The 21,103-nt window shown below is 63.8% G+C and carries 23 protein-coding genes; 11 read left to right on the top strand and 12 right to left on the bottom strand.

The window, feature by feature from the left end; translation table 11 throughout:
* Positions 1-236 precede the first annotated feature (236 nt).
* From V3587_RS14625 to menE, 5 genes are read left to right on the top strand one after another with little or no spacing between them, the layout of a single operon-like run.
* Positions 237-1,436: an inorganic phosphate transporter gene (locus V3587_RS14625; RefSeq protein ID WP_095970349.1), complete on the top strand. Its 1,200-nt coding sequence runs from the start codon at positions 237-239 to the stop codon at positions 1,434-1,436.
* 15 nt (positions 1,437-1,451) lie between these two features.
* Positions 1,452-1,715, top strand: coding sequence for a hypothetical protein (locus tag V3587_RS14620; protein WP_003942079.1), 264 nt, complete (start codon positions 1,452-1,454; stop codon positions 1,713-1,715).
* 54 nt (positions 1,716-1,769) lie between these two features.
* On the top strand, positions 1,770-2,105 hold the full coding sequence (locus V3587_RS14615; protein ID WP_283376734.1) for a DUF3349 domain-containing protein: 336 nt from the start codon (positions 1,770-1,772) through the stop codon (positions 2,103-2,105).
* 4 nt (positions 2,106-2,109) lie between these two features.
* The gene (locus V3587_RS14610; protein ID WP_095970351.1) at positions 2,110-2,412 is read left to right on the top strand and encodes a DUF3349 domain-containing protein; all 303 of its coding nucleotides are present in this window, start codon (positions 2,110-2,112) and stop codon (positions 2,410-2,412) included.
* Entirely contained in the window at positions 2,409-3,548 is a 1,140-nt protein-coding gene (gene menE / locus V3587_RS14605) for an o-succinylbenzoate--CoA ligase (protein ID WP_095970352.1), read from the top strand. Before V3587_RS14610 ends, menE begins: the two co-directional genes overlap by 4 nt.
* A 54-nt stretch (positions 3,549-3,602) precedes the next feature.
* Here menE and V3587_RS14600 read toward each other — a convergent pair whose 3' ends face one another.
* A complete protein-coding gene (locus V3587_RS14600) occupies positions 3,603-4,496 on the bottom strand; it encodes a hypothetical protein (RefSeq protein WP_283376735.1) in 894 nt (297 codons plus the stop codon).
* 154 nt (positions 4,497-4,650) lie between these two features.
* Between V3587_RS14600 and V3587_RS14595 the strand changes: the two genes are divergently transcribed.
* A complete protein-coding gene (locus tag V3587_RS14595; RefSeq protein WP_095970353.1) occupies positions 4,651-5,658 on the top strand; it encodes an ATP-binding cassette domain-containing protein in 1,008 nt (335 codons plus the stop codon).
* Positions 5,655-6,482, top strand: a complete 828-nt coding sequence (locus tag V3587_RS14590) for an ABC transporter permease (protein ID WP_095970354.1) — start codon at positions 5,655-5,657, stop codon at positions 6,480-6,482. The genes V3587_RS14595 and V3587_RS14590 overlap by 4 nt, the downstream gene beginning before the upstream one ends.
* 21 nt (positions 6,483-6,503) lie before the next feature.
* On the opposite strand, the gene V3587_RS14585 is transcribed toward V3587_RS14590, so the two are convergent.
* The gene (locus tag V3587_RS14585) at positions 6,504-9,752 is read right to left on the bottom strand and encodes a BTAD domain-containing putative transcriptional regulator (protein WP_283376736.1); all 3,249 of its coding nucleotides are present in this window, start codon (positions 9,750-9,752) and stop codon (positions 6,504-6,506) included.
* Positions 9,753-9,801: 49 nt separating this feature from the next.
* Here V3587_RS14585 and V3587_RS14580 point away from each other — a divergent pair, with 49 nt between their 5' ends.
* Positions 9,802-10,671 (top strand): 1,4-dihydroxy-2-naphthoate polyprenyltransferase, encoded by an 870-nt coding sequence (locus tag V3587_RS14580; RefSeq protein WP_166811182.1) that lies wholly within the window; start codon positions 9,802-9,804, stop codon positions 10,669-10,671.
* Between the two features lie 12 nt (positions 10,672-10,683).
* On the opposite strand, the gene V3587_RS14575 is transcribed toward V3587_RS14580, so the two are convergent.
* From V3587_RS14575 to V3587_RS14560, 4 genes are read right to left on the bottom strand one after another with little or no spacing between them, the layout of a single operon-like run.
* Positions 10,684-11,064 carry a phage holin family protein gene (locus tag V3587_RS14575; protein ID WP_003941998.1) on the bottom strand — a complete coding sequence of 127 codons (381 nt, stop codon included), beginning with the start codon at positions 11,062-11,064 and terminating at the stop codon, positions 10,684-10,686.
* 49 nt (positions 11,065-11,113) lie between these two features.
* The gene (locus tag V3587_RS14570) at positions 11,114-11,695 is read right to left on the bottom strand and encodes a Clp protease N-terminal domain-containing protein (RefSeq protein WP_283376737.1); all 582 of its coding nucleotides are present in this window, start codon (positions 11,693-11,695) and stop codon (positions 11,114-11,116) included.
* A 5-nt stretch (positions 11,696-11,700) separates the two neighbouring features.
* Complete coding sequence (locus V3587_RS14565; RefSeq protein WP_095970357.1) at positions 11,701-11,952, bottom strand: HTH domain-containing protein; 252 nt, start codon at positions 11,950-11,952, stop codon at positions 11,701-11,703.
* Between the two features lie 55 nt (positions 11,953-12,007).
* A complete protein-coding gene (locus tag V3587_RS14560) occupies positions 12,008-12,745 on the bottom strand; it encodes a 1-acyl-sn-glycerol-3-phosphate acyltransferase (protein ID WP_283376738.1) in 738 nt (245 codons plus the stop codon).
* A gap of 122 nt (positions 12,746-12,867) precedes the next feature.
* On the opposite strand from V3587_RS14560, the gene V3587_RS14555 reads away from it, so the two are divergent.
* On the top strand, positions 12,868-13,506 hold the full coding sequence (locus V3587_RS14555; protein ID WP_283376739.1) for a GNAT family N-acetyltransferase: 639 nt from the start codon (positions 12,868-12,870) through the stop codon (positions 13,504-13,506).
* Here the strand turns inward: V3587_RS14555 and V3587_RS14550 are convergent.
* Positions 13,404-14,507, bottom strand: a complete 1,104-nt coding sequence (locus V3587_RS14550) for a PLP-dependent cysteine synthase family protein (RefSeq protein WP_166811174.1) — start codon at positions 14,505-14,507, stop codon at positions 13,404-13,406. The genes V3587_RS14555 and V3587_RS14550 overlap by 103 nt on opposite strands.
* Positions 14,504-14,890, bottom strand: a complete 387-nt coding sequence (locus V3587_RS14545; RefSeq protein ID WP_411742233.1) for a DUF4229 domain-containing protein — start codon at positions 14,888-14,890, stop codon at positions 14,504-14,506. Before V3587_RS14545 ends, V3587_RS14550 begins: the two co-directional genes overlap by 4 nt.
* 272 nt (positions 14,891-15,162) lie before the next feature.
* Between V3587_RS14545 and V3587_RS14540 the strand changes: the two genes are divergently transcribed.
* Together V3587_RS14540 and V3587_RS14535 are read left to right on the top strand one after the other, a co-directional pair.
* Positions 15,163-15,375: a BldC family transcriptional regulator gene (locus V3587_RS14540; protein ID WP_003942029.1), complete on the top strand. Its 213-nt coding sequence runs from the start codon at positions 15,163-15,165 to the stop codon at positions 15,373-15,375.
* Between the two features lie 164 nt (positions 15,376-15,539).
* Positions 15,540-15,746: a hypothetical protein gene (locus V3587_RS14535; protein WP_019744349.1), complete on the top strand. Its 207-nt coding sequence runs from the start codon at positions 15,540-15,542 to the stop codon at positions 15,744-15,746.
* Positions 15,747-15,786: 40 nt separating this feature from the next.
* On the opposite strand, the gene V3587_RS14530 is transcribed toward V3587_RS14535, so the two are convergent.
* The 4 genes from V3587_RS14530 to V3587_RS14515 form a co-directional block, all read right to left on the bottom strand.
* Positions 15,787-17,166, bottom strand: a complete 1,380-nt coding sequence (locus tag V3587_RS14530) for a MinD/ParA family ATP-binding protein (RefSeq protein ID WP_411742234.1) — start codon at positions 17,164-17,166, stop codon at positions 15,787-15,789.
* A gap of 466 nt (positions 17,167-17,632) precedes the next feature.
* A complete protein-coding gene (ccsB, locus tag V3587_RS14525; RefSeq protein WP_050656206.1) occupies positions 17,633-18,595 on the bottom strand; it encodes a c-type cytochrome biogenesis protein CcsB in 963 nt (320 codons plus the stop codon).
* Positions 18,592-20,256, bottom strand: a complete 1,665-nt coding sequence (gene resB, locus V3587_RS14520; protein WP_283376740.1) for a cytochrome c biogenesis protein ResB — start codon at positions 20,254-20,256, stop codon at positions 18,592-18,594. Before resB ends, ccsB begins: the two co-directional genes overlap by 4 nt.
* Entirely contained in the window at positions 20,253-21,101 is an 849-nt protein-coding gene (locus V3587_RS14515; RefSeq protein ID WP_095970363.1) for a cytochrome c biogenesis CcdA family protein, read from the bottom strand. The genes resB and V3587_RS14515 overlap by 4 nt, the downstream gene beginning before the upstream one ends.
* Positions 21,102-21,103 lie beyond the last annotated feature (2 nt).

Here is a 21,103-nt window from a genome sequence, read left to right as displayed (position 1 = left end):
ACCCCTGTTCCGGTGCGCTCGGTGTCCGTAGGTAATCAGCGTTTAAAACGGCCCGAATGTGCCTTCCCGGTGAGTGAGACCAAAAAGTGAGGTCCCACACAGGGTTCCGATTTCGTGGCGCTGAACACATCGCGAACGGCAGCGCCGCAGCCCACGCACGGGGACGTACTCCACGGAGCCCCTGTTCGCATCCCGTTCGCTGTACTTTTACGCGTTCGATACGCACAATTCACGTTGTGACCGCAGAGCTCGTAATCCTCCTGGTGGTAGTTGTCACCGCCCTCGCGTTCGATTTCACGAATGGTTTTCACGACACCGGTAACGCAATGGCCACCTCCATCGCGACCGGTGCACTCAAGCCCAAAGTTGCGGTCACACTTTCCGCGATCCTGAACCTGGTCGGTGCGTTCCTGTCCGTCGAGGTGGCAGCGACGGTGGCCAAAGGTGTCGTCAACCTCGGCGCGGTCAGCGGGCAGGATCTGCTGCTGATCGTGTTCGCCGGTCTTGTCGGCGGAATCATCTGGAACCTGGCGACCTGGCTTCTCGGATTGCCGTCGAGCTCCTCGCACGCACTGTTCGGCGGATTGATCGGCGCCGCAATCGCCTCCATCGGTATGGGCGGAGTCGAGTGGGGTGGAGTCCTGACCAAGGTCGTCGTCCCCGCAATCCTCGCGCCGGTCGTCGCGGCTCTGGTCGCAGGCGTCGGCACCAAGCTCGTGTACCGCATCACCGCATCCGTGAAGGAAGACGAGCGCGAGCGCGGTTTCCGTTTCGGACAGATCGGCACCGCCTCACTGATCTCACTTGCACACGGCACCAATGACGCCCAGAAGACGATGGGCGTCATCTTTTTGGCCCTCGTCGCTCACGGCACCATCACCGCCGAGACCGAGATGCCGTTCTGGGTGAAGTTCACCTGTGCCGTCGCGATCGCCCTCGGGACCTACCTCGGCGGTTGGCGCATCATCCGCACCCTGGGCAAGGGCCTCGTCGAGATCGCCGCTCCGCAGGGACTTGCTGCCGAAGCGTCGTCCGCCGCCATCATCCTCACGTCGAGTCACCTCGGACTCCCCTTGTCGACCACTCACGTCGCCACCGGCTCCATCCTCGGTACCGGCATCGGTCGCAAGGGCGCCGAGGTCCGCTGGGGCGTCGCGGGCCGGATGGCCGCTGCCTGGCTGATCACGTTGCCGTCGGCCGCGGTCGTCGGCGCCATCTGTTGGGCACTCGCGCATCTGATCGGCGGACTGGCCGGCGTGCTCGTCGTCTTCGCTGCACTCATCGCCTTCGCGATCTTCATGTACATACGCTCGCGTAAGGAACCCGTAGACGCGGCGAACGTGACTGCCGAATGGGACGAGAATTCAGATGCGGCAGTTGCCGAGATCCCGGCAGCCGAACCCACTCCGTCCACCGAAGCCACCCGCAACTCCTGAAAGGGGCGCAAGAGAATGCATCTACTGACCGATACCCTCGATTCGCTCTGGCAGGTAGTGGCAGTCGGACTGCTCTTCGGAGCGGGACTTCCGGCGATCTTCGCCTTCGGCCTCAAGTCGCTGAGCCTGCCGAACGCCGACGGCACCGAAGGACCGTCCACCCTGGGTAAAATGGGTGCGTACCTCTGTTTTGCGGTCGTGCTCGTCACGATCTTCGCCGGAATACTGTTGTTGATGAAGAACTTCTTGGCCAGCACGTTCGGAATACACGTCTTCTGAGTGGTCGTCGCGGTACACCACTGAAACCACCGAAACGAAAATGAGGCCGAGGATTTGAGCAAGTATTCATTGCGCAGCGTGCTCGACTGGCTGCGTGCCGGGTACCCCGAGGGCATCCCGGACAAGGATCATTTCGCGCTGCTCGCGGTTCTCCGTCGTCGCCTGACCGACGAGGAGATCGAGCAGGTCGTTTCGATGTCCATCGAGTCCGCACACGAGGTACCGGACCGGCACGTCGACTACGACACCATCCGCGCCATCATCGAGGGAATCCTCAACGAGGAGCCGTCCGAGGACGACGTCGATCGTGTCACCGAAAGACTGCGCGCAGGTGGATGGCCGGTTATCGAAGACGCGGACACCGACAACGAAGTTCGAGACGTGAGCTGACGTCATGGCCCTTCCGCCCTTCCTCACGTCGATAGTCGGCTGGTTGCGGGCCGGCTATCCCAACGGCGTCCCCGAACAGGACTACATCCCGCTGTTCGCGCTCCTCACCCGCAGACTCTCCGAATCCGAGGTCGACGCCGTCGCCGACGCGTTGATCGAGGACGGCGATCTGCCTATCGAGAAGACCGACATCCAGGTCCTCATCACGAAGATCACCAACGAGATGCCTCTCGAAACCGACGTCGACCGCGTGCGAAGCCATCTGGCTGACGGTGGTTGGCCGCTTGCCGGGCCGGACATCCGGTGAACGTTCTTCGCACGCTCGCGGTTCCGCAGGGCGAGGCGGTCTTCGAGGTATTGCCGCGCATCGCGCAGATCCTGGGCGGCGAGCACGACGCCGTGCTCCCCGTCCCGGCGGCCGACGCACGCGAGACAGCTCGCCTGAGCGACGCTCTGCTCCCCGATCAGCCCATCGACGACGGTATTTCGCTGGTAGTCGCCACGTCGGGAACCACCGGCACTCCCAAAGGGGCAATGCTCACCGCGGCTGCACTGCGAGCCAGCGGCGACGCGACCCACGAACGCCTCGGCGGCACCGGATCCTGGTTGCTGGTCCTGCCCCCGCACCACATCGCCGGTATGCAGGTTCTGTTGCGCAGTGTGCTCGCCGGAACACAGCCGGTGATCGTCGACGTCAGTGCGGGTTTCGACCCGGCAGCGCTTCCGGGCGCCGTCGCCGCGATGAGCGGACCGCGCCGCTACACCTCGTTGGTGCCGACGCAGTTGGTCAAGGCACTCGGTGATCGCGCTGCGGTCGAGGCGTTGGCTTCGCTCGACGCCGTTCTGCTCGGCGGCGCTGCGACGCCTGCGCCGGTGCTCGCGCAGGCCACCGAAGCGGGCATCACCGTCGTCCGCACCTATGGGATGAGCGAGACCTCCGGCGGCTGCGTGTACGACGGAATCCCGTTGTCCGGGGCAAGGATTCGCATCGACGACGGCCGGGTTCTACTGGGTGGACCGATGCTCGCGTCCGGGTATCGTGGGCTTCCCGACCACCCCGCGTTCGCCGAACCCGGATGGTTCCGGACCGACGACGCCGGATCAGTGGTCGACGGAGTTCTGCGCATCAGCGGCCGGTTGGACGAGGCAATCTCCACCGGCGGACTGACCGTCGTACCGCAGGTCGTCGAGGCCGCGCTGGCCGATCACCCCGCCGTTCGCGAGTGCGCGGTGATCGGCATCGAAGACCGGCGACTCGGGCAGCGGGTGGTGGCCGTCGTCGTAGCCGAGGGCGAAGCTCCGACGCTCGAGGAGTTGCGCACACATGCTCAGCGGACACTCGACGTGACCGCAGCGCCGCGCGAGTTGTTCGTCGTGGACGCGCTCCCCCTCCGTGGCCCGGGCAAGCTCGATCGCGCCGCCCTGGTTGCTCGGTTCAGCTAGCAGCCGCAGCACGTTTCTTCAGCCGCAGGCCTGATCAGGGGTGCGGCTGCACAATCAGCGCGCGGCTCCGCGGAGGCAAGCCCGCTCGAACCTTTCCCGGACGCGTTCGAAGTCGCGCAGATCCGCCCATACCCACCGGAACACCTCGAACCCCGCGTCCCGAATCGCGTCCTCGCGCAGTTTCTCGCGCTCCACCGCCCTACCCGGATCGTCGCCGCGGTACTTGACCATCCCGTCGAACTCGCCCACCACACCGTGCTCTTTCCAGAAGAAGTCGACCCTTCCGACAAACCGTCCACCGTGACGGATCTCGTGCTGCAAAGTCGGCTTCAGCCAACCGTGGTCGCGCATCCGTACGCGGCTGATGGACTCCCCGGGACTCTCGGCACCCGGTTCGACGGACTCGGCCACGACCCGCGCCCGGCTCATCCCCAGCCGTCCGCGCGCATGATCGAGCGAGGCGTCGACGTCCTCACGTCTCATCCCGCGTCGCAGGGCGCAATCACCGATCACCACGGCGTTCTCGAACGACGTCGTCCGCGCGAGGTCTACGAACGTTCGCGCCAACGACGTGGTTGCGACACCGTCGATCAGCACGACTTCCTCGGGCGGGACCACCGCCGGGTGAAGATGCAAGGTCTGGCTCTTCCGCCCACCCGAGGGTCGGCTACGCGTCATGTGTACGGTGTCCAATCGCAATCCGCCGCAATCCAAACCGTGCATGACGGCTGCCGAAGCATGGCTCACGATTGCGCCGGGTCCACAGGTTTCGGCGGCTGCCATGACAGCGCAGCGATGGCGTGCTCTCGCATCGAGTTCGCGGAAGTAATCGGCCCGCATGTAGATCCCCGCCGCAATTCGGTGCAGCTCACCTCGCTTGACCGCTCGTTGCAACTGTTCGTCGCTGGTGCCGTCGCGGTGTGCCTGTGCCCGCGTGAGAATTTCCATGCAGCGAGCCTGATGCCACCGCGCCCGCGGACCGACGAGCAAGATCCGTCTGGGGAGTGTTTGCCGGTTGTGGAGCACCGACCTCGCGCGCTGTGCAAGTAACCGCAAGTTCCACGCAAGGTCCATGCAAGATCGATCTGCCAAGCTTCATCCCATGAACCACACAGCTTCGCCTCTTGCCATCGAGGCCGACGGACTCGTCAAGAAGTTCGGCGAGCACCGCGCGGTCGACGGCGTCAGCCTGACCGTCCCCACCGGCTCGGTGTTCGGCGTCCTCGGGCCGAACGGTGCCGGCAAGACCACCACCGTCCGCATGCTCGCGACCCTCCTACGCCCCGACGGCGGTGAGGCACGCATCTTCGGCCACGACGTCAGCCGTGAACCCACCGCGGTCCGTTCCCTGATCGGCGTCACCGGGCAGTACGCCTCCGTCGACGAGGACCTCACTGCAACCGAAAACCTCGTGATCTTCTCGCGACTACTCGGTCTGAGCCGCCGCGACGCACGCAGCAAGTCCCTCGAACTCCTCGAGGAGTTCGACCTGGTCGAGGCCGCGACCAAACCGCTGAAGAACTTCTCCGGCGGTATGCGTCGACGCCTGGATCTGGCGGCCAGCCTGATCGCTCGCCCGCCGCTGCTGTTCCTCGACGAGCCCACCACCGGCCTCGATCCGCGCACCCGCGCCCAGATGTGGGTGACCATCCGGCGACTCGTCGCAGAGGGTTCGACGGTGTTGCTCACCACGCAGTACCTCGACGAGGCCGATCAGTTGGCCGATCGCATCGCGGTGATCGACCGCGGCCGCGTGATCGCCAACGGCACCGCCGACGAACTCAAGGCGTCGGTCGGGATCTCTTCGCTACAGCTCAAGTTGGTCGATCGTGATCGAACCGAGGAAGCTCGCTCGCTCATCGCCGCTGCGCTGAGCGTCGAGGTGGGTGTCACGCCCGAGGTAGGTCGGATCACCGCCCCGCTGAGCGACCCGTCGATCACCGCGGACCTGTTGATCCGCCTGCGCGAGCAAGGTATCGCCGTCGACGAGATCAACGTACAGAAACCCAGCCTGGACGAAGTGTTCCTGACCATCACCGGGCACCAGCCCGAAGACGGTGGACGCAACGACGCCCAGTCCGACAACGACTCCGATCGGAGCGTCGCATGACAACCACCCTCACCAAACCCCGGTCGCCGATTGCGCAGCCGGACTCTGCGCCCCGCCGGATCAGTCTGCAGCAGAGCTTCGCGAACACGTTCACGATGGCGTACCGCGGAATTCTCAAGATAAAGCACAACCCCGAGCAACTGTTCGACGTCGTCATCCAGCCGATCATCTTCACGTTGATGTTCACCTACATCTTCGGCGGCGCGATCGCCGGTGACGTGACGGCCTACCTGCCGACGATCATCCCCGGCATTCTCGTTCAGACCGTCATCACCGGTTCCATCGTCACGGGCACCCAGCTTCGTGAAGACATGGACAAGGGTGTGTTCGACCGCTTCAAGTCCCTTCCAATCGCGCGCATCGCCCCGCTGTCCGGTGCATTGCTCGCCGACGTCGTGCGTTACGGCATCGCCACGACGATCACGTTCATCGTCGGTTTCGCGATGGGATACCGCCCGGCAGGCGGCGTGGTCGGCATCCTGTCCGCTGCGATCCTGGTCATGGTGTGTGCGTTCTCCATCAGCTGGATCTTCGCCCTCATGGGCGTGCTGATGAACAAAGCGTCCACGGTGCAGGGCGTTTCGATGCTCGTGCTGTTCCCGCTGACATTCCTGTCGAATGCGTTCGTCGATCCTGCCACCATGCCGAGTTGGCTTCAGAAGTTCGTCAACGTCAATCCGGTCTCGCACTTGGTGACCGCGGTTCGCGAGCTGGCCAACGACGGCCATTTCGGCATCCACGTGGTCTGGTCACTGGTCGGCGCCGCGGTGATCGTTGCCGTCATGGCACCTCTGACCGTCCGGATGTACATGCGCAAGACGTAAGTCCCGCAACATCGTCCAGCTCTAATCCAGCACCGGTCCGCGAAGCGCAGCCAACACTGCTTCGCGGACCGCTCTGCGCGAGTAGCCCGACACCTTCTCGGTTTCCACAGACCACCTGTCGGATCCGACCACACCGACAGCGAAGTCGGACAGGCGCGCATGGTGGAGCGAGACGAAGTCCTGTCTCCCCGGCATTTTCAACGACAGTGCCATCAGTTCGACCCCGCGGTCGATGTTGCCCGTCACAAGATCGAACGACCCGATCGCCGACGCCAACGAGCCCGCGAGCGGCAGGTCCGCGTAACCGTTGGGATCGAGCTTGAGAGCACTCGACTCCTTCATCTGCAGAACGCGACCCGCCACGAGTTCGTGCCGGCCGTGAACCGCGTGAGCGCACACGGCCGCGGCACCGAGCAGAACGACGAAGGGATCACCGAAGATGTTCTCGATCGCAGAACCCAACAGCTCCAGCGCTTCTCGATACCGAGCCAGGCCGTCCTCGATACGGCCGTCCGCGAGATCCGCCTCGGCGATACTCGCCATGAGCGCCGCGCGCCGTTGATCGGTTTCGATGGCTCCGGTCCCACCCGAGTGGGCCAAGGCCGGGCGTGCCCGATCGAGAAGTACCCGACCACCAGCGGTGTCACCGGCCGCGATCATCGCTCCGGCTTGAAAGCAGATGAGCTGCATCGCCTCGTCACGCGCACCGAGACGTTCCATCGACGCCGCCGCGATCGCGTAGAACTCGATGGCCTCGCCGTAGCGGGCGGATTGGCTGTGAACCGACCCGACATGTTGGGCCGCCATCGCCAGACCCCACTCGTCACCGATGCTGGTGGCGTAGTCGAACAACGCCTCGCCGTCCAGCAATGCACCGCGCAGATCCCCGATGTTCTCCCGCATGTTCGAACGCGCCGACAGCGCCGCCATTCGGGTCTCGGGATCGGAACTGCGAACGCCTTCGGCCACCAACCGCGCAAGTTTGTGGTTGGCGATCCCACTCGTGGTCAGCTTGATGAGAAATGCGAACAACGGACCGAGATCATCGCGCTCGCGCAACAGCTTTCGAAGGCGGACCCGCGCACGGGCATGGTTTCGATCGGCCTCCCCGAAGAAGAGATGCATCGCCACCAGGATGAACGTCGCGCCGACCAGTTCCGCATTCACGTCGCGCAGATCGTTGTCCGCGGTCGCCCCCACGATCTTCGACGCCCAATTCGAGATTTCCGAGTTCGATCCTCGTACGGCCCACAGAATCGCGAGGACGGGAAAGACGTTGGCCACCGTAACCGCGTCGCCGCGCTCCACGGCCCAGCGAAGAACAGCGAGAAGGTTGTCGTGCTCGGCGTCCAAGTCGGCAATCAGGCGAAGCTGGTCCGTTCGTGATCGCACGACGGCGTCCTCGGCGATCGCGATCGCCCAGTCGTCTAGGCGCCGAATCACTTCCGGCCCCTCCCCGGACGCGGCGAGTTGCTCCTCGCCGTATTCACGGACCGTCTCGAGCATGTAGTACCGAAGATCGCCCTGTCCGTCGCTGACGGAAAGAAGCGACTGATTGACCAGAGCTCCGACGGCGCCCGCCACATCGGTCAGCTCGCCCCACCCTGCAACTGCCTGCGCCGAAGAAAGCGTGAAGCCTGCCGGGAATCGGCACAGCCGACGCAGCGCGATCTGATCCCCGCTGCCCAGCAGATTCCAACTCCAGTCGATCACCGCGTGCAGCGTCCGATGCCGGTCCGGAGACGTCGGATCGTCGGAGCGCAACAACGCGAACCGATCTCGCAGTCTCGAACCGATTTCGTCGACGCTCATCGTGCGGACCCGAGCGGCAGCGAGCTCGATCGCCAGCGGGAGTCCGTCGAGCGTCGTACACAGCTTGACGACCGCGTCGACGTCCAGATGAACGGACGGCCGCACCGCGCGGGCTCTCGCCGAGAAGAGTTCGACTGCCGACCCGGTTCCGTCGTCGATCGCCAACGGCGGCAACGGGTACACCGCCTCGGCACTGATCATGAGCGGCGAACGACTGGTGGTCAGTACCGTCAGCTGACGACCGGCCGCGATCATCTCGGCCACGATCTCCGAACACGCGCCGATCACGTGCTCGCAGTTGTCGAGGATGAGCAACATCGGACCGGCCGACAGCGCCTCTTTGAGTCGCTCTCGCGCCGAATGCGTCCGGCCGACGGTCAATTTGCCTGGCGCCAGATCGGATTCGCTGATTCCGAGGGTGCCGCCGATGGCCGCGATCACGTCTTCGCTGCTGCGCAACGACGCCAGCTCCACGAGTACCACCGAGACGCCAGGCCGGTTCACGGATGCGCGCAGGCCCAATTCGTGTGCGAGACGGGTTTTTCCGGCACCGCCGGGTCCGAGAATCGTGACGACGCGAGAGCGGGCGAGTAAGGATTCGATCTGGTCGATGTCGCCATCGCGACCGAGCAAGGTGTTGGGGGCAGCGCGTAGACCGATCGCACGCGCAGCCCGTGGTGTAGCTGCCGGCGCGCCCAGAAGTTCTGCGTTCAGAGTCACCAGTGCAGGTGACGGATCAGCGCCCAGACGGTTGGCGAGGTGGTTTCGAAACTCCGCGAACACCTCGAGTGCCTCGTTGACGCGGCCGGCTCCGGCGAGCGCGCGCATCAGTGCTTCGGCTGCGGTGTCGTCGAATGGACTGGCCAGGTGTCGTCCTCGCACCAGTGGAATGGCTGCCGCGTACTCCCCCGACGTGAGCAACGCGTCGATCTGCGCCGACTCCAGTTCGTCGTGCACGCGGCCCGCGTCGAGCGCGAGGCGATCTGCAACGTCGCCGACGACGTCGCTTCCGGGGGTACCGCGCCACAGGCGCAGCGCGTCGGTCGTGACGGCAAGCGCCTCGGACGCGTCGGCGCCGCCCGAGCGCAACCGACGGGCCGCGTCCGCTGCCCTGGCCAGGTCGACACGCTCCCGAGCGAGAGTGAGCCGGTATCCGGCCGCCGTCACCTCGAGGGCCCCGTCCGGGAGTGCAGATCGCAGGCGCGAGACCTGAGTGTGGAGCGCGTTCATCGGTGAGCGCGGCGGCTCCAGCCCCCAGACGTCGTCGATCAGGCTCTGCGCGGTACGTGGCTCACCGGGATTGCGAGCCAGCGCCACCAGGAGAGTTCGAGCTCGCGGCCCAGGGAGGGGCACCAGACGATCGCCCACTTTGGTCGAAACGGGTCCGAGCAAGGCAATGTCTGCCAGGTCTGCGCCCGACTGCGCGTACCTGGCGCGCTCACTCACGTCTCGAGTCATGTGCTGATCCACCGCGTTCGATCGTATTGCACAGTGCAAAGATCGTCGTATGGCAACAGCTGCTCAATGGATCGAAGGCGCGAGGCCGCGCACACTCCCGAACGCGATTGCGCCCGTGCTGGTCGGCACCGGAGCCGCGGCGTCACTGGACCTCGCAGTGTGGTGGAAGGCGCTCCTGGCACTGATCGTCTCCTTGGCCTTGATCGTCGGGGTGAATTTCGCGAACGACTACTCCGACGGAATCCGCGGAACGGACGACGACCGCGTCGGGCCACTGCGCTTGGTCGGATCGAAGTTGGTCAGTCCCGGAGCGGTGAAGGCCGCCGCGATCAGCTGCTTCGCCGTTGCCGCGGTAGCCGGTTTCGTTCTTGCGGCGACCACGGCCTGGTGGCTGGTCGCGGTCGGAGTGTTCTGCATCATCGGTGCGTGGTTCTACACCGGCGGCACGAAGCCGTACGGATACAGCGGGTTCGGCGAGATCGCCGTGTTCATCTTCTTCGGGTTGATCGCAGTGCTGGGAACTCAGTTCGTGCAGGCCGAGCGGGTGGACCTGGCCGGACTGGCCGGAGCGATCGCCATCGGTTCGTTCTCGAGCGCAGTGCTTGTCGCCAACAATCTTCGGGACATCCCGACCGACACCGAGTCCGGAAAGATCACTCTTGCAGTCCGACTCGGCGACGCGAAGACCCGCACGCTGCACGTGATCCTGCTGGCCGTCCCGTTCGTCGCGACCCTGCTGCTGATCCTGCGTACTCCGTGGGCATTGCTCGGATTGCTCGCGTTGCCACTCGCAATCCGAGCCAACGCCCCGCTGCGTTCAGGGGGCCAGGGAATGGCTCTGATCCCCGCGTTGCGCGACACCGGACTCGCCATGCTCGTCTGGGGCGCCGCGACCGCAGTTGCGCTCAGTCTCGCCTGAACTTCGCCGTACTCAACGGTTGTCGGGGACGAACGCGCTGAGCAGAAAGTTCACGATCGAGATGATCAGCGCGCCCCAGACTGCCGTCCAGAAGCCGTCGACCGTCAAGCCGTAGGACGTTCCGGACGAGATCCACGCCGTCAGCATCAGCATCAGGGCGTTGATCACGAGTGTGAACAGTCCGAGAGTCAGGATGAGCAGCGGTAGCGAGAGAAGCTGCACTACCGGCTTGATGAAGGCGTTGACCACCGTGAAGATCAAGGCGATCACCGCGATCACGAGCACCGTGCCCCAGGTGCCGTTGTCGTGGTTGGCGATCGTGATGCCGGTGACCCACGCCGACGCCAGCCAGATGGCTATGCCGTTGATGATGAGACGTGCCAGAAATGTCATGTCTGAATGCTGGCACATCCCGCCCCGTGCATGCGGAGCCGTGCCGAATCTAGGCGGCGCGATTCATCTTCGCTTCCAATCGCTCACGGATCACCGACATGGTGACCTGCGTTTCGAGGGCCTGACGGGTGGGCCCGTCGGCGACACGCAGGATGCCGAGCAGGATGTGTTCGGCACCGATTCGATTGTCCTTGTGCGCGAGCGCTTCACGGAGCGAGAGTTCCAACACCTTCTTGGAGTCCTTCTCGAATCGCGATCGAGGAAACCCGAATCGGCCTTTCCGCGAAGTATCGACACCGTCCGGCACAGGAGTCTCGTCAAGCACACCTTCACCGAACGACTGCTCCAGACTCTCCCGCACCGCATCGAGATCGATGCCGATCGACTTGAGTATCTCGGCGTCGTCGTCGAGGTTGTGCGAGTCACCGCCCTTCGAGTCACCGCCCTTCGAGCCGGCGCCGGCGCGGCGGATCGCGTCGAGGGTGACACCCGACTCGGTGAGCACCTCGGTGGCGATGCCCCGATCAGCGGTGAGCAGGGCGGTCAGAAGTTCCGTCGGCGTGACAGGACCGGATCCGGCGACAGCATCGACGACTACTCCCCTCGCCTGCGCGGAGAACCTTTCGAACATGGCACTTACCTGCCCTTCTCGCGCAGTGAACGCAGCATCGATTCCGACTGCGCGGACGCATATTTCTTGTGGACGGCTTGACGGCTGACCTCGAGAGCTTCCGCGATCGCCTGCCAGGACCATCCGTGCCGGCGCGCATTGGCGACTTGAATGGCCTCGAGTTTGTCGAGAAGACGTCGCAGCGCTCGAACGGCACGCAATCCCTCGGTGGGATCCGGGCTGCCGGCGGCAGCGGCTAGAGAGGTTGCTTCGGTCATGTTTGTCAATTTAGGTTGACAGACGGAATATGTCAACCAAAATTGACAACATGCCTCAGTATCCTGCAACTGCCCCGTTCACTGCCACCTGCAGATCAGCCTGCACAGTTCGGGCGATATCCATCGGCTTGTCCGGAAGTTCGGTGACCGGCATTCCGACAAAGACACTCGCCGCCTTGACGTCATTGGCAATCGGGCCGTAGTTGATGCCGATCGACACCAGAGCCGGCGAGCACCCCAACTTCTCGGCCCGGGCCACGATGTGGCCGATTCCGCTGTTGACATGCTGCAACTGCGTCGGATCTTCGGTATTGCACGTCCCCTCGGGGAAAATCGCCAGACAATCCCCATTGCCCAGACGCTCCGCCGCGACGTCCATCATCACTCGGCCGGCATCCGAAACAGCGCGAAGGCCGTAGTTCTTGCTGCGAAAAACCGGGATACTGCCCATCATGTCGATCTTCTTGCGCTGCGAGGGATCAACGAAGAGTTCGTCTTTGGCGAGGACCCGGGTCCGTCCGATCACTCGGCGCAACGGAGTGCGCCACGCGGTCGCAGCGAGCGTGAACTGGTCACTCTCCGTCAGATGATTGACCGCCACGACCAATTGCGTCTTGCGCTCGAGCAGGGTCATCAGCGCAGCCTCCGCCCCCGGCGCGTATCGCACTCGCGGGCGGTACTTCAGCGCCAAGGCGGCGTAGGCGAGCTTCGCCACAAACCGGTTCTGCTGATGACTGCGGTAGTACTCGTACACCGCTTCGTAATTGTCGAGTGAAACTTCAGGATTGCCCATGATCCGCCCTCGCTGGAGAAGTGCCCCTTGGACAAACGATACACAACCTACGGTTGCGTAGGTTTGTGTTTCACACGGCCTAGCGCTGGGCGAAACTCCGCTCTCGAGGTAAAACGGTTTCTGTGATCCGCTCGGCCATATCCACCGACCTACCCGCACTGCAACAGATCGAGATCGCCGCGGGCGAACCGTTCCGAGACATCGGGATGGACGCCATCGCAGACGATCCACCGCCCACGCTCGACGAGTTGAACGATTTCCTCGCGGCCGAGCACATCTGGGTTCAGACCGACGCTAACGACGTACCCGTGGCGTACGCGCTCGTCGAAATCGTGGACGGCGGCGCACACATCGAGCAGGTTTCCGTTCACCCCGATCATGCCCGCCAAGGCCTCGGAGCCCAGCTGATCGACGCCGTCACCGAATGGGCGGCGGACCATCACCACGATCTCGTGACTCTGACGACGTTCGTCGACGTCCCGTGGAACGCGCCGTACTACGAGCGACTCGGGTTCGTGCGCCTGGCCGAGAACAGACTCTCCCCCGGCCTGATCCGCATCAGAACCGACGAGCAATCGTCCGGGCTGGATGCCTGGCCACGCGTGACGATGAGCCGCCCCGCCCGTGGTCACGTGTCAGCAGCGCAGAAGTACGCGGCTCAGGAATTAGCCGTCCACACACCCGACCGTACGAACTCGTCCAGCACGGCTGTCGGACCGAGCAGGTCGATCCCTTCCGACGCCACCCATTCGTCGTTGTAGTACGTGCCCGAATAACGCTCTCCGCCGTCGCACAGCAGCGTGACGACGCTGCCGCTGCGTCCGGCCGCCATCATCTCCGCGATCAACGCAAAGGCGCCCCACAGATTCGTACCCGTCGAGCCGCCGACTTTGCGCCCCAGGGCGGCGCTGGCGTGCCGTGCGGCCGCGATCGAGCCTGCATCAGGGACCTTGATCATTCGGTCGACCACCTGACCGACAAACGACGGTTCGACGCGCGGACGGCCGATGCCCTCGATCCGGGAACCCCGAGTACCGACGATCGACGGATCGCCGGCCCGCCACGCGTCGAAGAACACGGAGTGCTCCGGGTCCACGACGCACAGTCCGGTGTCGAATTTCCGGTAGCGAAGGAAGCGGCCGATCGTGGCGCCGGTTCCGCCGGTCCCGGCTCCGACGACGACCCAGTCGGGAATCGGGTTTTCCTCGTGCTCGAGCTGAGTGAAGATGGATTCGGCAATGTTGTTGTTTCCCCGCCAGTCCGTTGCGCGCTCGGCATGGGTGAACTGGTCCATGTAGTGGCCGTTCGACTCACTCGCGAGCCGATGCGATTCCGAGTAGATCGAGGACGGATCGCTCACGAAATGACAACGTCCACCCTGCGCCTCGATCAAGGCGATCTTGGCGGGACTCGTACTCGCGGGCATCACCGCGACAAAATCCAGGCCGAGCAACTTCGCGAAATACGCCTCGCTGACAGCCGTCGAACCGGACGACGCCTCGATGACGGTGGTCTCTTCGGTAACCCAGCCGTTGCAGATCGCGTACAGGAAAAGCGACCGCGCGAGTCGATGCTTGAGACTCCCCGTGATGTGGGTCGACTCGTCCTTCAGATAGAGCTGGACGGTCCAGTTACTCGGTAGCGGATACCGCAGCAGGTGAGTGTCCGCGCTGCGTTGCGCGTCGGCTTCGATCAACCGCACCGCGTTGTCGACCCACTGGCGTGACGTCCGACGGTCGACGTCGAGCGACCCCGTGGTCACCGCCCGTCCCCGCGCAGCTTGGAGCGAAGATCGTCACGATCGGACCGGCGCTGGGCGTCGACGGCCGCGATGCCCGCATTGACACGCTTGCGGAGTTTCGCGAAGAGCAGCAGCGACAGTGGCAGCGCGATCAGAACTGCGAACAGTGCCGCGACGATCAGGGGAACGTCAGTGCCGGCGAGCTTTCCACCGCCGATGATGACGGCACCGATCACGACGACCAAGAGCAGTCGAGCGATCGAGTACAGCACCACGTCGCGGGCCAGTTGACCCTTGGTCACCGGCCCGGCAGTCGACTTTGCCTGCGCAGAGTTTGCGGAGGGTTTACTGGCTTTGACCGGCTCAGAAGGAACATTTTCGGGGTTTTCAGACAACTGGCTCACCCTCTCAGGTTACCCATTCCGAATGCGGGTGGGATCAAGCCCGCTATATCCATTTTGTCCTTTACTTAAACATTACTTTGTCTTGAAAGATCGACTACCCGGCTATATCTGTGCAAACATTGCGCTACCACTCAGAAAACGGTCGAATGTGAGCGAAGGACTTCGAAACAAACTCGACGCAGGTTTTTGGCAACTGCTCGACACACCGGTTCGGTATCACTGTTCAGAGTCACTGCTCGTCAACGTTCGACATCAACATGGAGGACCTCACAATGAGCGCACCAACCTTCAATACCGCCGCAGACGCACTCATGACGCCAGGACAGGTAGCGGCATTGTTTCATGTCGATCCCAAGACCGTGACCCGCTGGGCACACGCAGGACGTCTGGGCTCGCTTCGCACGCCAGGGGGACATCGTCGATTCCGTGAGACCGAGGTCATGCAGCTTCTGCGCTCACTGACCACCGAAGCGGACAACAACTGAGCAACTTCAGCTCACTTCGAAGTACTTGTAGCACCCGACAGATCTTGCAGCACCCGACAGATACAGCACTGACGCACTGAACCGAAACCCTTCTCCACACCGCTTCTGGTGAAGCGGGCCGGAGACTGAGTAGGCTCGACCTCAGTTCCCTGAGGAGGTGCGCCGTGTTGTATCTGTTGGCGTTGGTGGGTTTGGTGACATTGATCGTTCTGATGTGGAAGGCATTCGGGCCCGATCCGTCGACGCGTACCCCGGTGAGCGGCGTGCGCGGGCCGGACGACGATCCCGAATTCCTGTGGAATGTGAACCAGCAAACACGACGCAAGCGCACGGAAGGTCCGGACGTACCGCCGACTGACACGTCGACGTAGCGTCCGGGCTCACCCGGCTACCGCTTACCGCCCCGGAAAGTTACCGCCCTGGAAAGCCGAACGGGGAGGTCGGAAAGTCCTGCGCAACCACGGCGGCCAATTCCAACACCGCTTGGCGGGTGCCTGGACGCATCCGGTCCAGATCGATTTCGGCACCTTCTTCCAGATGCGGATCGAACGGAATAAGTCTCACCGCTCGACAGCGCTGCTCGAAATGCTCGACGACCCGTGGCAGATCAACCTTGCCCGAGCGAGGGCGTACCGCATTGATGACGGCTACGGACGTGGCGACCAACCTGCTGTAACCGTGAGCATCGAGCCAGTCCAGTGTTGCGGAGGCGCTACGTGCACCGTCGACGGATCCGGAACTGACGACGATCAACGAGTCCGCACCTTCGAGAATGGCCTGCATCGCCGAGTGCATCAATCCGGTACCGCAGTCCGTCAAAACGATGCTGTAGAACTTTTCGAGCATGTCGACAGTACGCGTGTAGTCCCCGCCGCTGAAGGCCTCTGAAACTGCTGGATCACTGTCGGATGCAAGCACTTCGAGCCGGTGGCGATTTTGTGATGTGTAACCACGGACGTCGCTGTACTTCTCGATGCTGTTCTCGTCGCGCAGCAGGTTCCGCACTGTTGCCGGAGTCTCGAGCGGGATCTTCTGGCTCAAGGTTCCTCTGTCGGGGTTTGCATCGACTGCGACGACGCGATCACCGCGAATCGACGCGAACATCGATCCCAACGTCGCGGTGGTCGTGGTCTTACCGACGCCACCTTTGAGACTGAGAACCGCAACCTTGTAGCAGCCCTGCAGGGGCTGGTTGATCTGGCGCGTCAACTCGACGACATGCTGATCCTTTGCACCGTTTCCAAGGTTCACCGATCGGCCGGACATCGTGTACAACGCCTTGCGCCAACCACCGGCCGGGGCGGGTCGGACGGGCTTGACGAGCAGCGCGGCCGAAAGGTCTTGTGCCGTCATGGGGAGAGCCTGCTCAGGGAGATTGCCGGGAGCGGAGTTGAATCCGCTCTGCTGCATCTGAGGGTGAACCGGCGCCGCCGGAGCAACTGGCAGCCCCTGTCCGTTCGGTATCGCCTGCCCGTTTTGCAGCGGTTGACCGTATTGCAGGGTGTGGCCGTTCTGCACCGGCGCAGCGCCGGGGTGGCCGAACTGCCGAATCTCGGGGTTGGGTGGCTGAACGGCAGGCGAAGAAAGTGCCTGTGGTTGCTGGGGTGGTCCCGCGGACGGTCGCGCGGCCGGAGCGGGCTGGTTCTGGAGGGGCGGCGCGCTCTGGACGGGCTGTGGGTGCTGGACGGGCTGTGGGTGCTGGACGGGCTGTGGGTGCTGAAAGGACTGTGGAGCGCCAGTTCGCGAATCCGGAACCGACCCTGCACGATTCGTGGGTTCATAGGTCTGCATCGGCATCGCTGGCGAGGTCGAGAACTGGCCGTTGACGGGGCCTGGTTGTGCTTCCGGATATTGGATGACCGGGGTCTTGGGGCCTGGCGCAGGAGCTGCCGGCGTCGTCAGCGGTGGCTGAGCGGCGGGTGCACTGGGCCCCGGGCCGGCGACCTGCTGGAGCGGACCGGAGTCGACCGGGGCCACGAAGAGACTACGAACATCGCTGGGAACCGAGTCGGATGACGTCTCGGGTGCGGATGTGCGCAACTCGCGCCGCGTCGGCTCGGCAGGGCGCACCGGCTCCCACAATCCTGCTCCGGCGTCCTCGATCTTGTCGGCCATCTCGCCGTTCCCCCTCGTCGATCCGACAGCTACCAAGCAGCTAGTAACTCACCGAGCTGCATCGTAACTGTTGCCGCCCCTGACCTACCTACCGGTAATACCTACAGACCGGTCGGCAGCCACCCACGGTACCTCGAGAGGATCAGTTGAGTCCCGCGTAGGAGTGCAGGCCGGACACGACCATGTTGATGATGAAGAGGTTGAACAACATCGCGACGAATCCGGCGATGTTGATCCAGGCCGCCTTCGTCTCCCGCCAACCGGACGTTGCTCGCGCATGGAGGTAAGCGGCGTAAATCACCCAGGCGATGAAGGACATCGTCTCCTTGGGATCCCAACCCCAGAAGCGTCCCCACGCAGCTTCCGCCCAGATGGCACCGAGGATCACACCGGCGCCGAACAGCGGAAAGGCAATGATCGTGCTCTTGTAGGCCAAGCGGTCGAGGGTCTGGGCGTCCGGCAGTCGCTCCGCGATCCGGCCACCGATGCTCGAGCCTTCGTCACCGGGCGGGAACTTCAGTCGCAGCAGGAACAAGAGGGAAGCGATACCGCCGATCATGAAAATGCCGGAGCCGACGCTGACGATCGTCACGTGAATCGGCAGCCAGTACGAGCGCAGCGCCGGAACCACGGGAGCCGCGTCGGCGTAGAGAACCGTGCCGGCGAGGAACATCAGAATCAGGACGGGAACCAGCAGGAAGACCCACATCGGACGGTACGCCGGCTTGATCAGCAGGACGTGCCCGACCAGCAACGACGCCGCACACGCCATCGCCACGAATTCGTACATGTTGCCGAGCGGGAACCGTTCCGTCGCAAATCCGCGGAGCACGATCGACGCGATGATCAGAACCGTTCCGACAACCAGGACAGCTCGACCCATTCCGCCGAACCGCTCCGAGAGCGACTTGGTCGGAGTCTCCGCGACCCTGCCCGGCACGGAAGCGTCGACTCCGCCGGCCGAGACCAGTTCCTTGTCCTGAACCGCCTTGGCTCTGGCCGACGCGTACTGCACGATAAGCAGCACGAACGCCAGAACGAGCACGGTGAAGGCGGACTTGAAGGCCCAGTCGCTGTACTGCGCGAGTGTCTCGTTGGTTGTCATCGGGCGTTCTCCTGCGCGTGCGGTTGGTTCACCGCGGTGGTCGGATTGCTTTTCAGCAAGCGGTCGGCGAGGCGGTCGAACTCGTCGCCCCAGCCTGCGTGGTCGGTGCGGGCAAGCCCACCAAGTTCTACTACAGTACGTCGTTCGTCATCGGGATAGATACGTGCCCAGACGCGGCGACGCTTGATCACGAGCGAGACGAGCAGACCCGCCATCATCGTCAACGCCGAAACCAACACCCACACCTGAGCGGGATCGTGGGACACCTGAAGGTTCACGAAGTCGACGGCACCATCGAATCGCACCTGGGTGCCGTCGGCAAGCGTCGCGCTCTCCCCTGGGAAGAGATTGACTCGATCCTGCTTGACCAGTCGACCCTGATTGATCAGTTCGGTGTTGAGTTCGAACAGCGATTGCGGGTTGCCGGTGTCGAGTCCGGTATCGCCCTTGTAGATGTCGATGGCGACTGCCGGGTCGTTCATCGCCGGGTAGCTCGACGACAGAAGGTTGCCGTGGAACAGAGCGGTGGGCGCGAACAATCCTTCGATGGCAATCTGATTCTTCCGACGCTCGTCCGCATCGGGATACATGCCGCCCGGCGGGTCGAAACGCATCGCGCCACTGCTCAGGAACGTCGTGGCGTCGTCGGGACGCCACTGGAGCGTCTCGGTGCGGGTCTCGCCGTTCGGGAACGTGACGGTGAATGTCGGCGCGTATCCGTGTCCCTGCAGGTACACACGATCGCCGGCGATCCGCAGCGGGTGGTTCACCTGGATGGTCGTGTCCCGCCAGGTATCGGACTCGAGGTCGTCGCCTGCCTGATACGAGATGTCCGAGGTGAACATCTCGGCCTGACCAGTCTCGAGGTAGTCGGCCTGGAAATTCTTCACACGAACACACAGCGGGGTCATGCCGGTGCCGTCGAGGCTCAAACCGGCGACGAAGGAGTCGAACACGGCCGGCGAGGTGGTGCAGAAGCCAGGTCCGTCGTTGGCGATGACGATGCGGTTGCCCTCGTAGCCGAACAACTTGCCCGCGGCGATCGCGATCAACAATCCGACCAACGACAGGTGGAACACGAGGTTGCCGAATTCGCGGAGGTATCCCTTTTCCGCCGAGATGGTGATCTCGCCTTCACGGCGCGATTTCGTATCGCCGCGACGCGTTTCGACGCGCCACCCACGCAGTTCTTTCGACACCCGGGCAGCGAGTTCGTCGGGAGTCTCGCCGTCGACGACGCTCTTGGTGTGGTGCGGCAGGCGAGCAAGATTGCGCGGCGCATTCACCGGACGGGTACGCAGCGCCTTCGCGTGCTCCACGCAACGCGGCAGGATGCAGCCGACCAGCGAGATGAAGAGCAATGCGTAGATCGCGGTGAACCAGAAGCTGCTGAACACGTCGAACAGTTCGAGGCGGTCCATCCACGGGCCGAGCGTCGGACGCGCGGCGATGTAGTCGGCGACCTTGCCCTCGTTGAGGGTTCGCTGTGGCAGCAAAGCGCCGGGAATAGCGGCCAGCGCGAGGAGGAACAGCAGAACCAGCGCGGTCCGCATCGAGGTGAGTCCGCGCCAGGTGTTGCGCCCGAGTGCAACGACTCGACCGATCACCGACTGCTTCGGGAGCACGGGGTTCGGGTTGTCGTTATTGTCGTCAGCTGTCATATCGGCAGCGTCACCTCCGAGATAAATGCGTCGCGAACCCAGCCGACGAACTGGTCCCACGCGCCTGTGACGAGGGCGATTCCCACTGCCACCAACATGATTCCGCCGAAAATTTGAATGGTGCGTGCATTACGACGCAACCAGCCGACGCCGGTCAGCGCTCGCGCCGATCCCAGCGCCAAGATGATGAACGGCAGGCCGAGTCCGATGCAGTACGCGACGATCAACGTGACACCACGCGCAGCGGTCATCCCGTCGGTTCCCGCGGCTACGGACATCACGCCTGCCAGCGTCGGTCCGAGGCACGGCGTCCAGCCCAGCGCGAACACTCCCCCGAGCAACGGGGCGCCCACCAGTGACGAGACACGACGGGGTTCGAAACGAACGTCTTTCTGGAGGGCGGGGATCAGTCCGATGAACACGAGGCCCATCGCGATCGTGATCACGCCGCCGACACGCATCAGAACCTCGCGGTTGACGAGCAGAGTCGAGATGACACCGAACACCGACGCAGTCGCGAGAACGAAGACGACGGTGAAGCCGGCGACGAACAGTCCGGCCGCACCGGCCACCCTCAGGCGACTGCTGCGGGTGATCGTTCGCGTCTTCGCCTCTTCGGCGGTGATCGCGGGAGCGTCGGCACCGACGACGCCGGCGAGGTAGGACAGGTAGCCGGGAACGAGCGGCACGACGCACGGTGAAGCGAACGACACCAGACCGGCGAGCACGCAGGCGCCGAGGGCCAGCAGAAGCGGACCCGAAGACGCCGCGTTCTGAAATGCCTCGCCCACACCGGCACTCAGTGTTTCGCTGCCGGCCAGCAGCGTGGTGGTCGTGGTTGTCATGT

The sequence above is a fragment of the Rhodococcus sp. IEGM 1306 genome, from assembly GCF_036541985.1.
In the GTDB taxonomy this organism is placed as follows: Bacteria; Actinomycetota; Actinomycetes; order Mycobacteriales; family Mycobacteriaceae; genus Rhodococcus_F; species Rhodococcus_F qingshengii.
The sequence above is the reverse complement of the archived record's forward strand: the minus strand, read 5'-3'. Positions and strand labels throughout refer to the sequence as shown.

Bases quoted from the DNA above. Each gene is read 5' to 3' on its own strand.
- V3587_RS14620 (WP_003942079.1), top strand. From the start codon at position 1,452: ATGCATCTACTGACCGATACCCTCGATTCGCTCTGGCAGGTAGTGGCA.
- V3587_RS14595 (WP_095970353.1), top strand. From the start codon at position 4,651: ATGAACCACACAGCTTCGCCTCTTGCCATCGAGGCCGACGGACTCGTC.
- V3587_RS14530 (WP_411742234.1), bottom strand. From the start codon at position 17,166: ATGCAGACCTATGAACCCACGAATCGTGCAGGGTCGGTTCCGGATTCG.
- resB (WP_283376740.1), bottom strand. From the start codon at position 20,256: ATGACAGCTGACGACAATAACGACAACCCGAACCCCGTGCTCCCGAAG.
- V3587_RS14590 (WP_095970354.1), top strand. From the start codon at position 5,655: ATGACAACCACCCTCACCAAACCCCGGTCGCCGATTGCGCAGCCGGAC.
- V3587_RS14560 (WP_283376738.1), bottom strand. From the start codon at position 12,745: ATGGGCAATCCTGAAGTTTCACTCGACAATTACGAAGCGGTGTACGAG.
- V3587_RS14610 (WP_095970351.1), top strand. From the start codon at position 2,110: ATGGCCCTTCCGCCCTTCCTCACGTCGATAGTCGGCTGGTTGCGGGCC.
- V3587_RS14600 (WP_283376735.1), bottom strand. From the start codon at position 4,496: ATGGAAATTCTCACGCGGGCACAGGCACACCGCGACGGCACCAGCGAC.
- V3587_RS14585 (WP_283376736.1), bottom strand. From the start codon at position 9,752: ATGACTCGAGACGTGAGTGAGCGCGCCAGGTACGCGCAGTCGGGCGCA.
- V3587_RS14580 (WP_166811182.1), top strand. From the start codon at position 9,802: ATGGCAACAGCTGCTCAATGGATCGAAGGCGCGAGGCCGCGCACACTC.
- V3587_RS14515 (WP_095970363.1), bottom strand. From the start codon at position 21,101: ATGACAACCACGACCACCACGCTGCTGGCCGGCAGCGAAACACTGAGT.
- V3587_RS14540 (WP_003942029.1), top strand. From the start codon at position 15,163: ATGAGCGCACCAACCTTCAATACCGCCGCAGACGCACTCATGACGCCA.
- V3587_RS14570 (WP_283376737.1), bottom strand. From the start codon at position 11,695: ATGTTCGAAAGGTTCTCCGCGCAGGCGAGGGGAGTAGTCGTCGATGCT.
- ccsB (WP_050656206.1), bottom strand. From the start codon at position 18,595: ATGACAACCAACGAGACACTCGCGCAGTACAGCGACTGGGCCTTCAAG.
- V3587_RS14565 (WP_095970357.1), bottom strand. From the start codon at position 11,952: ATGACCGAAGCAACCTCTCTAGCCGCTGCCGCCGGCAGCCCGGATCCC.
- V3587_RS14575 (WP_003941998.1), bottom strand. From the start codon at position 11,064: ATGACATTTCTGGCACGTCTCATCATCAACGGCATAGCCATCTGGCTG.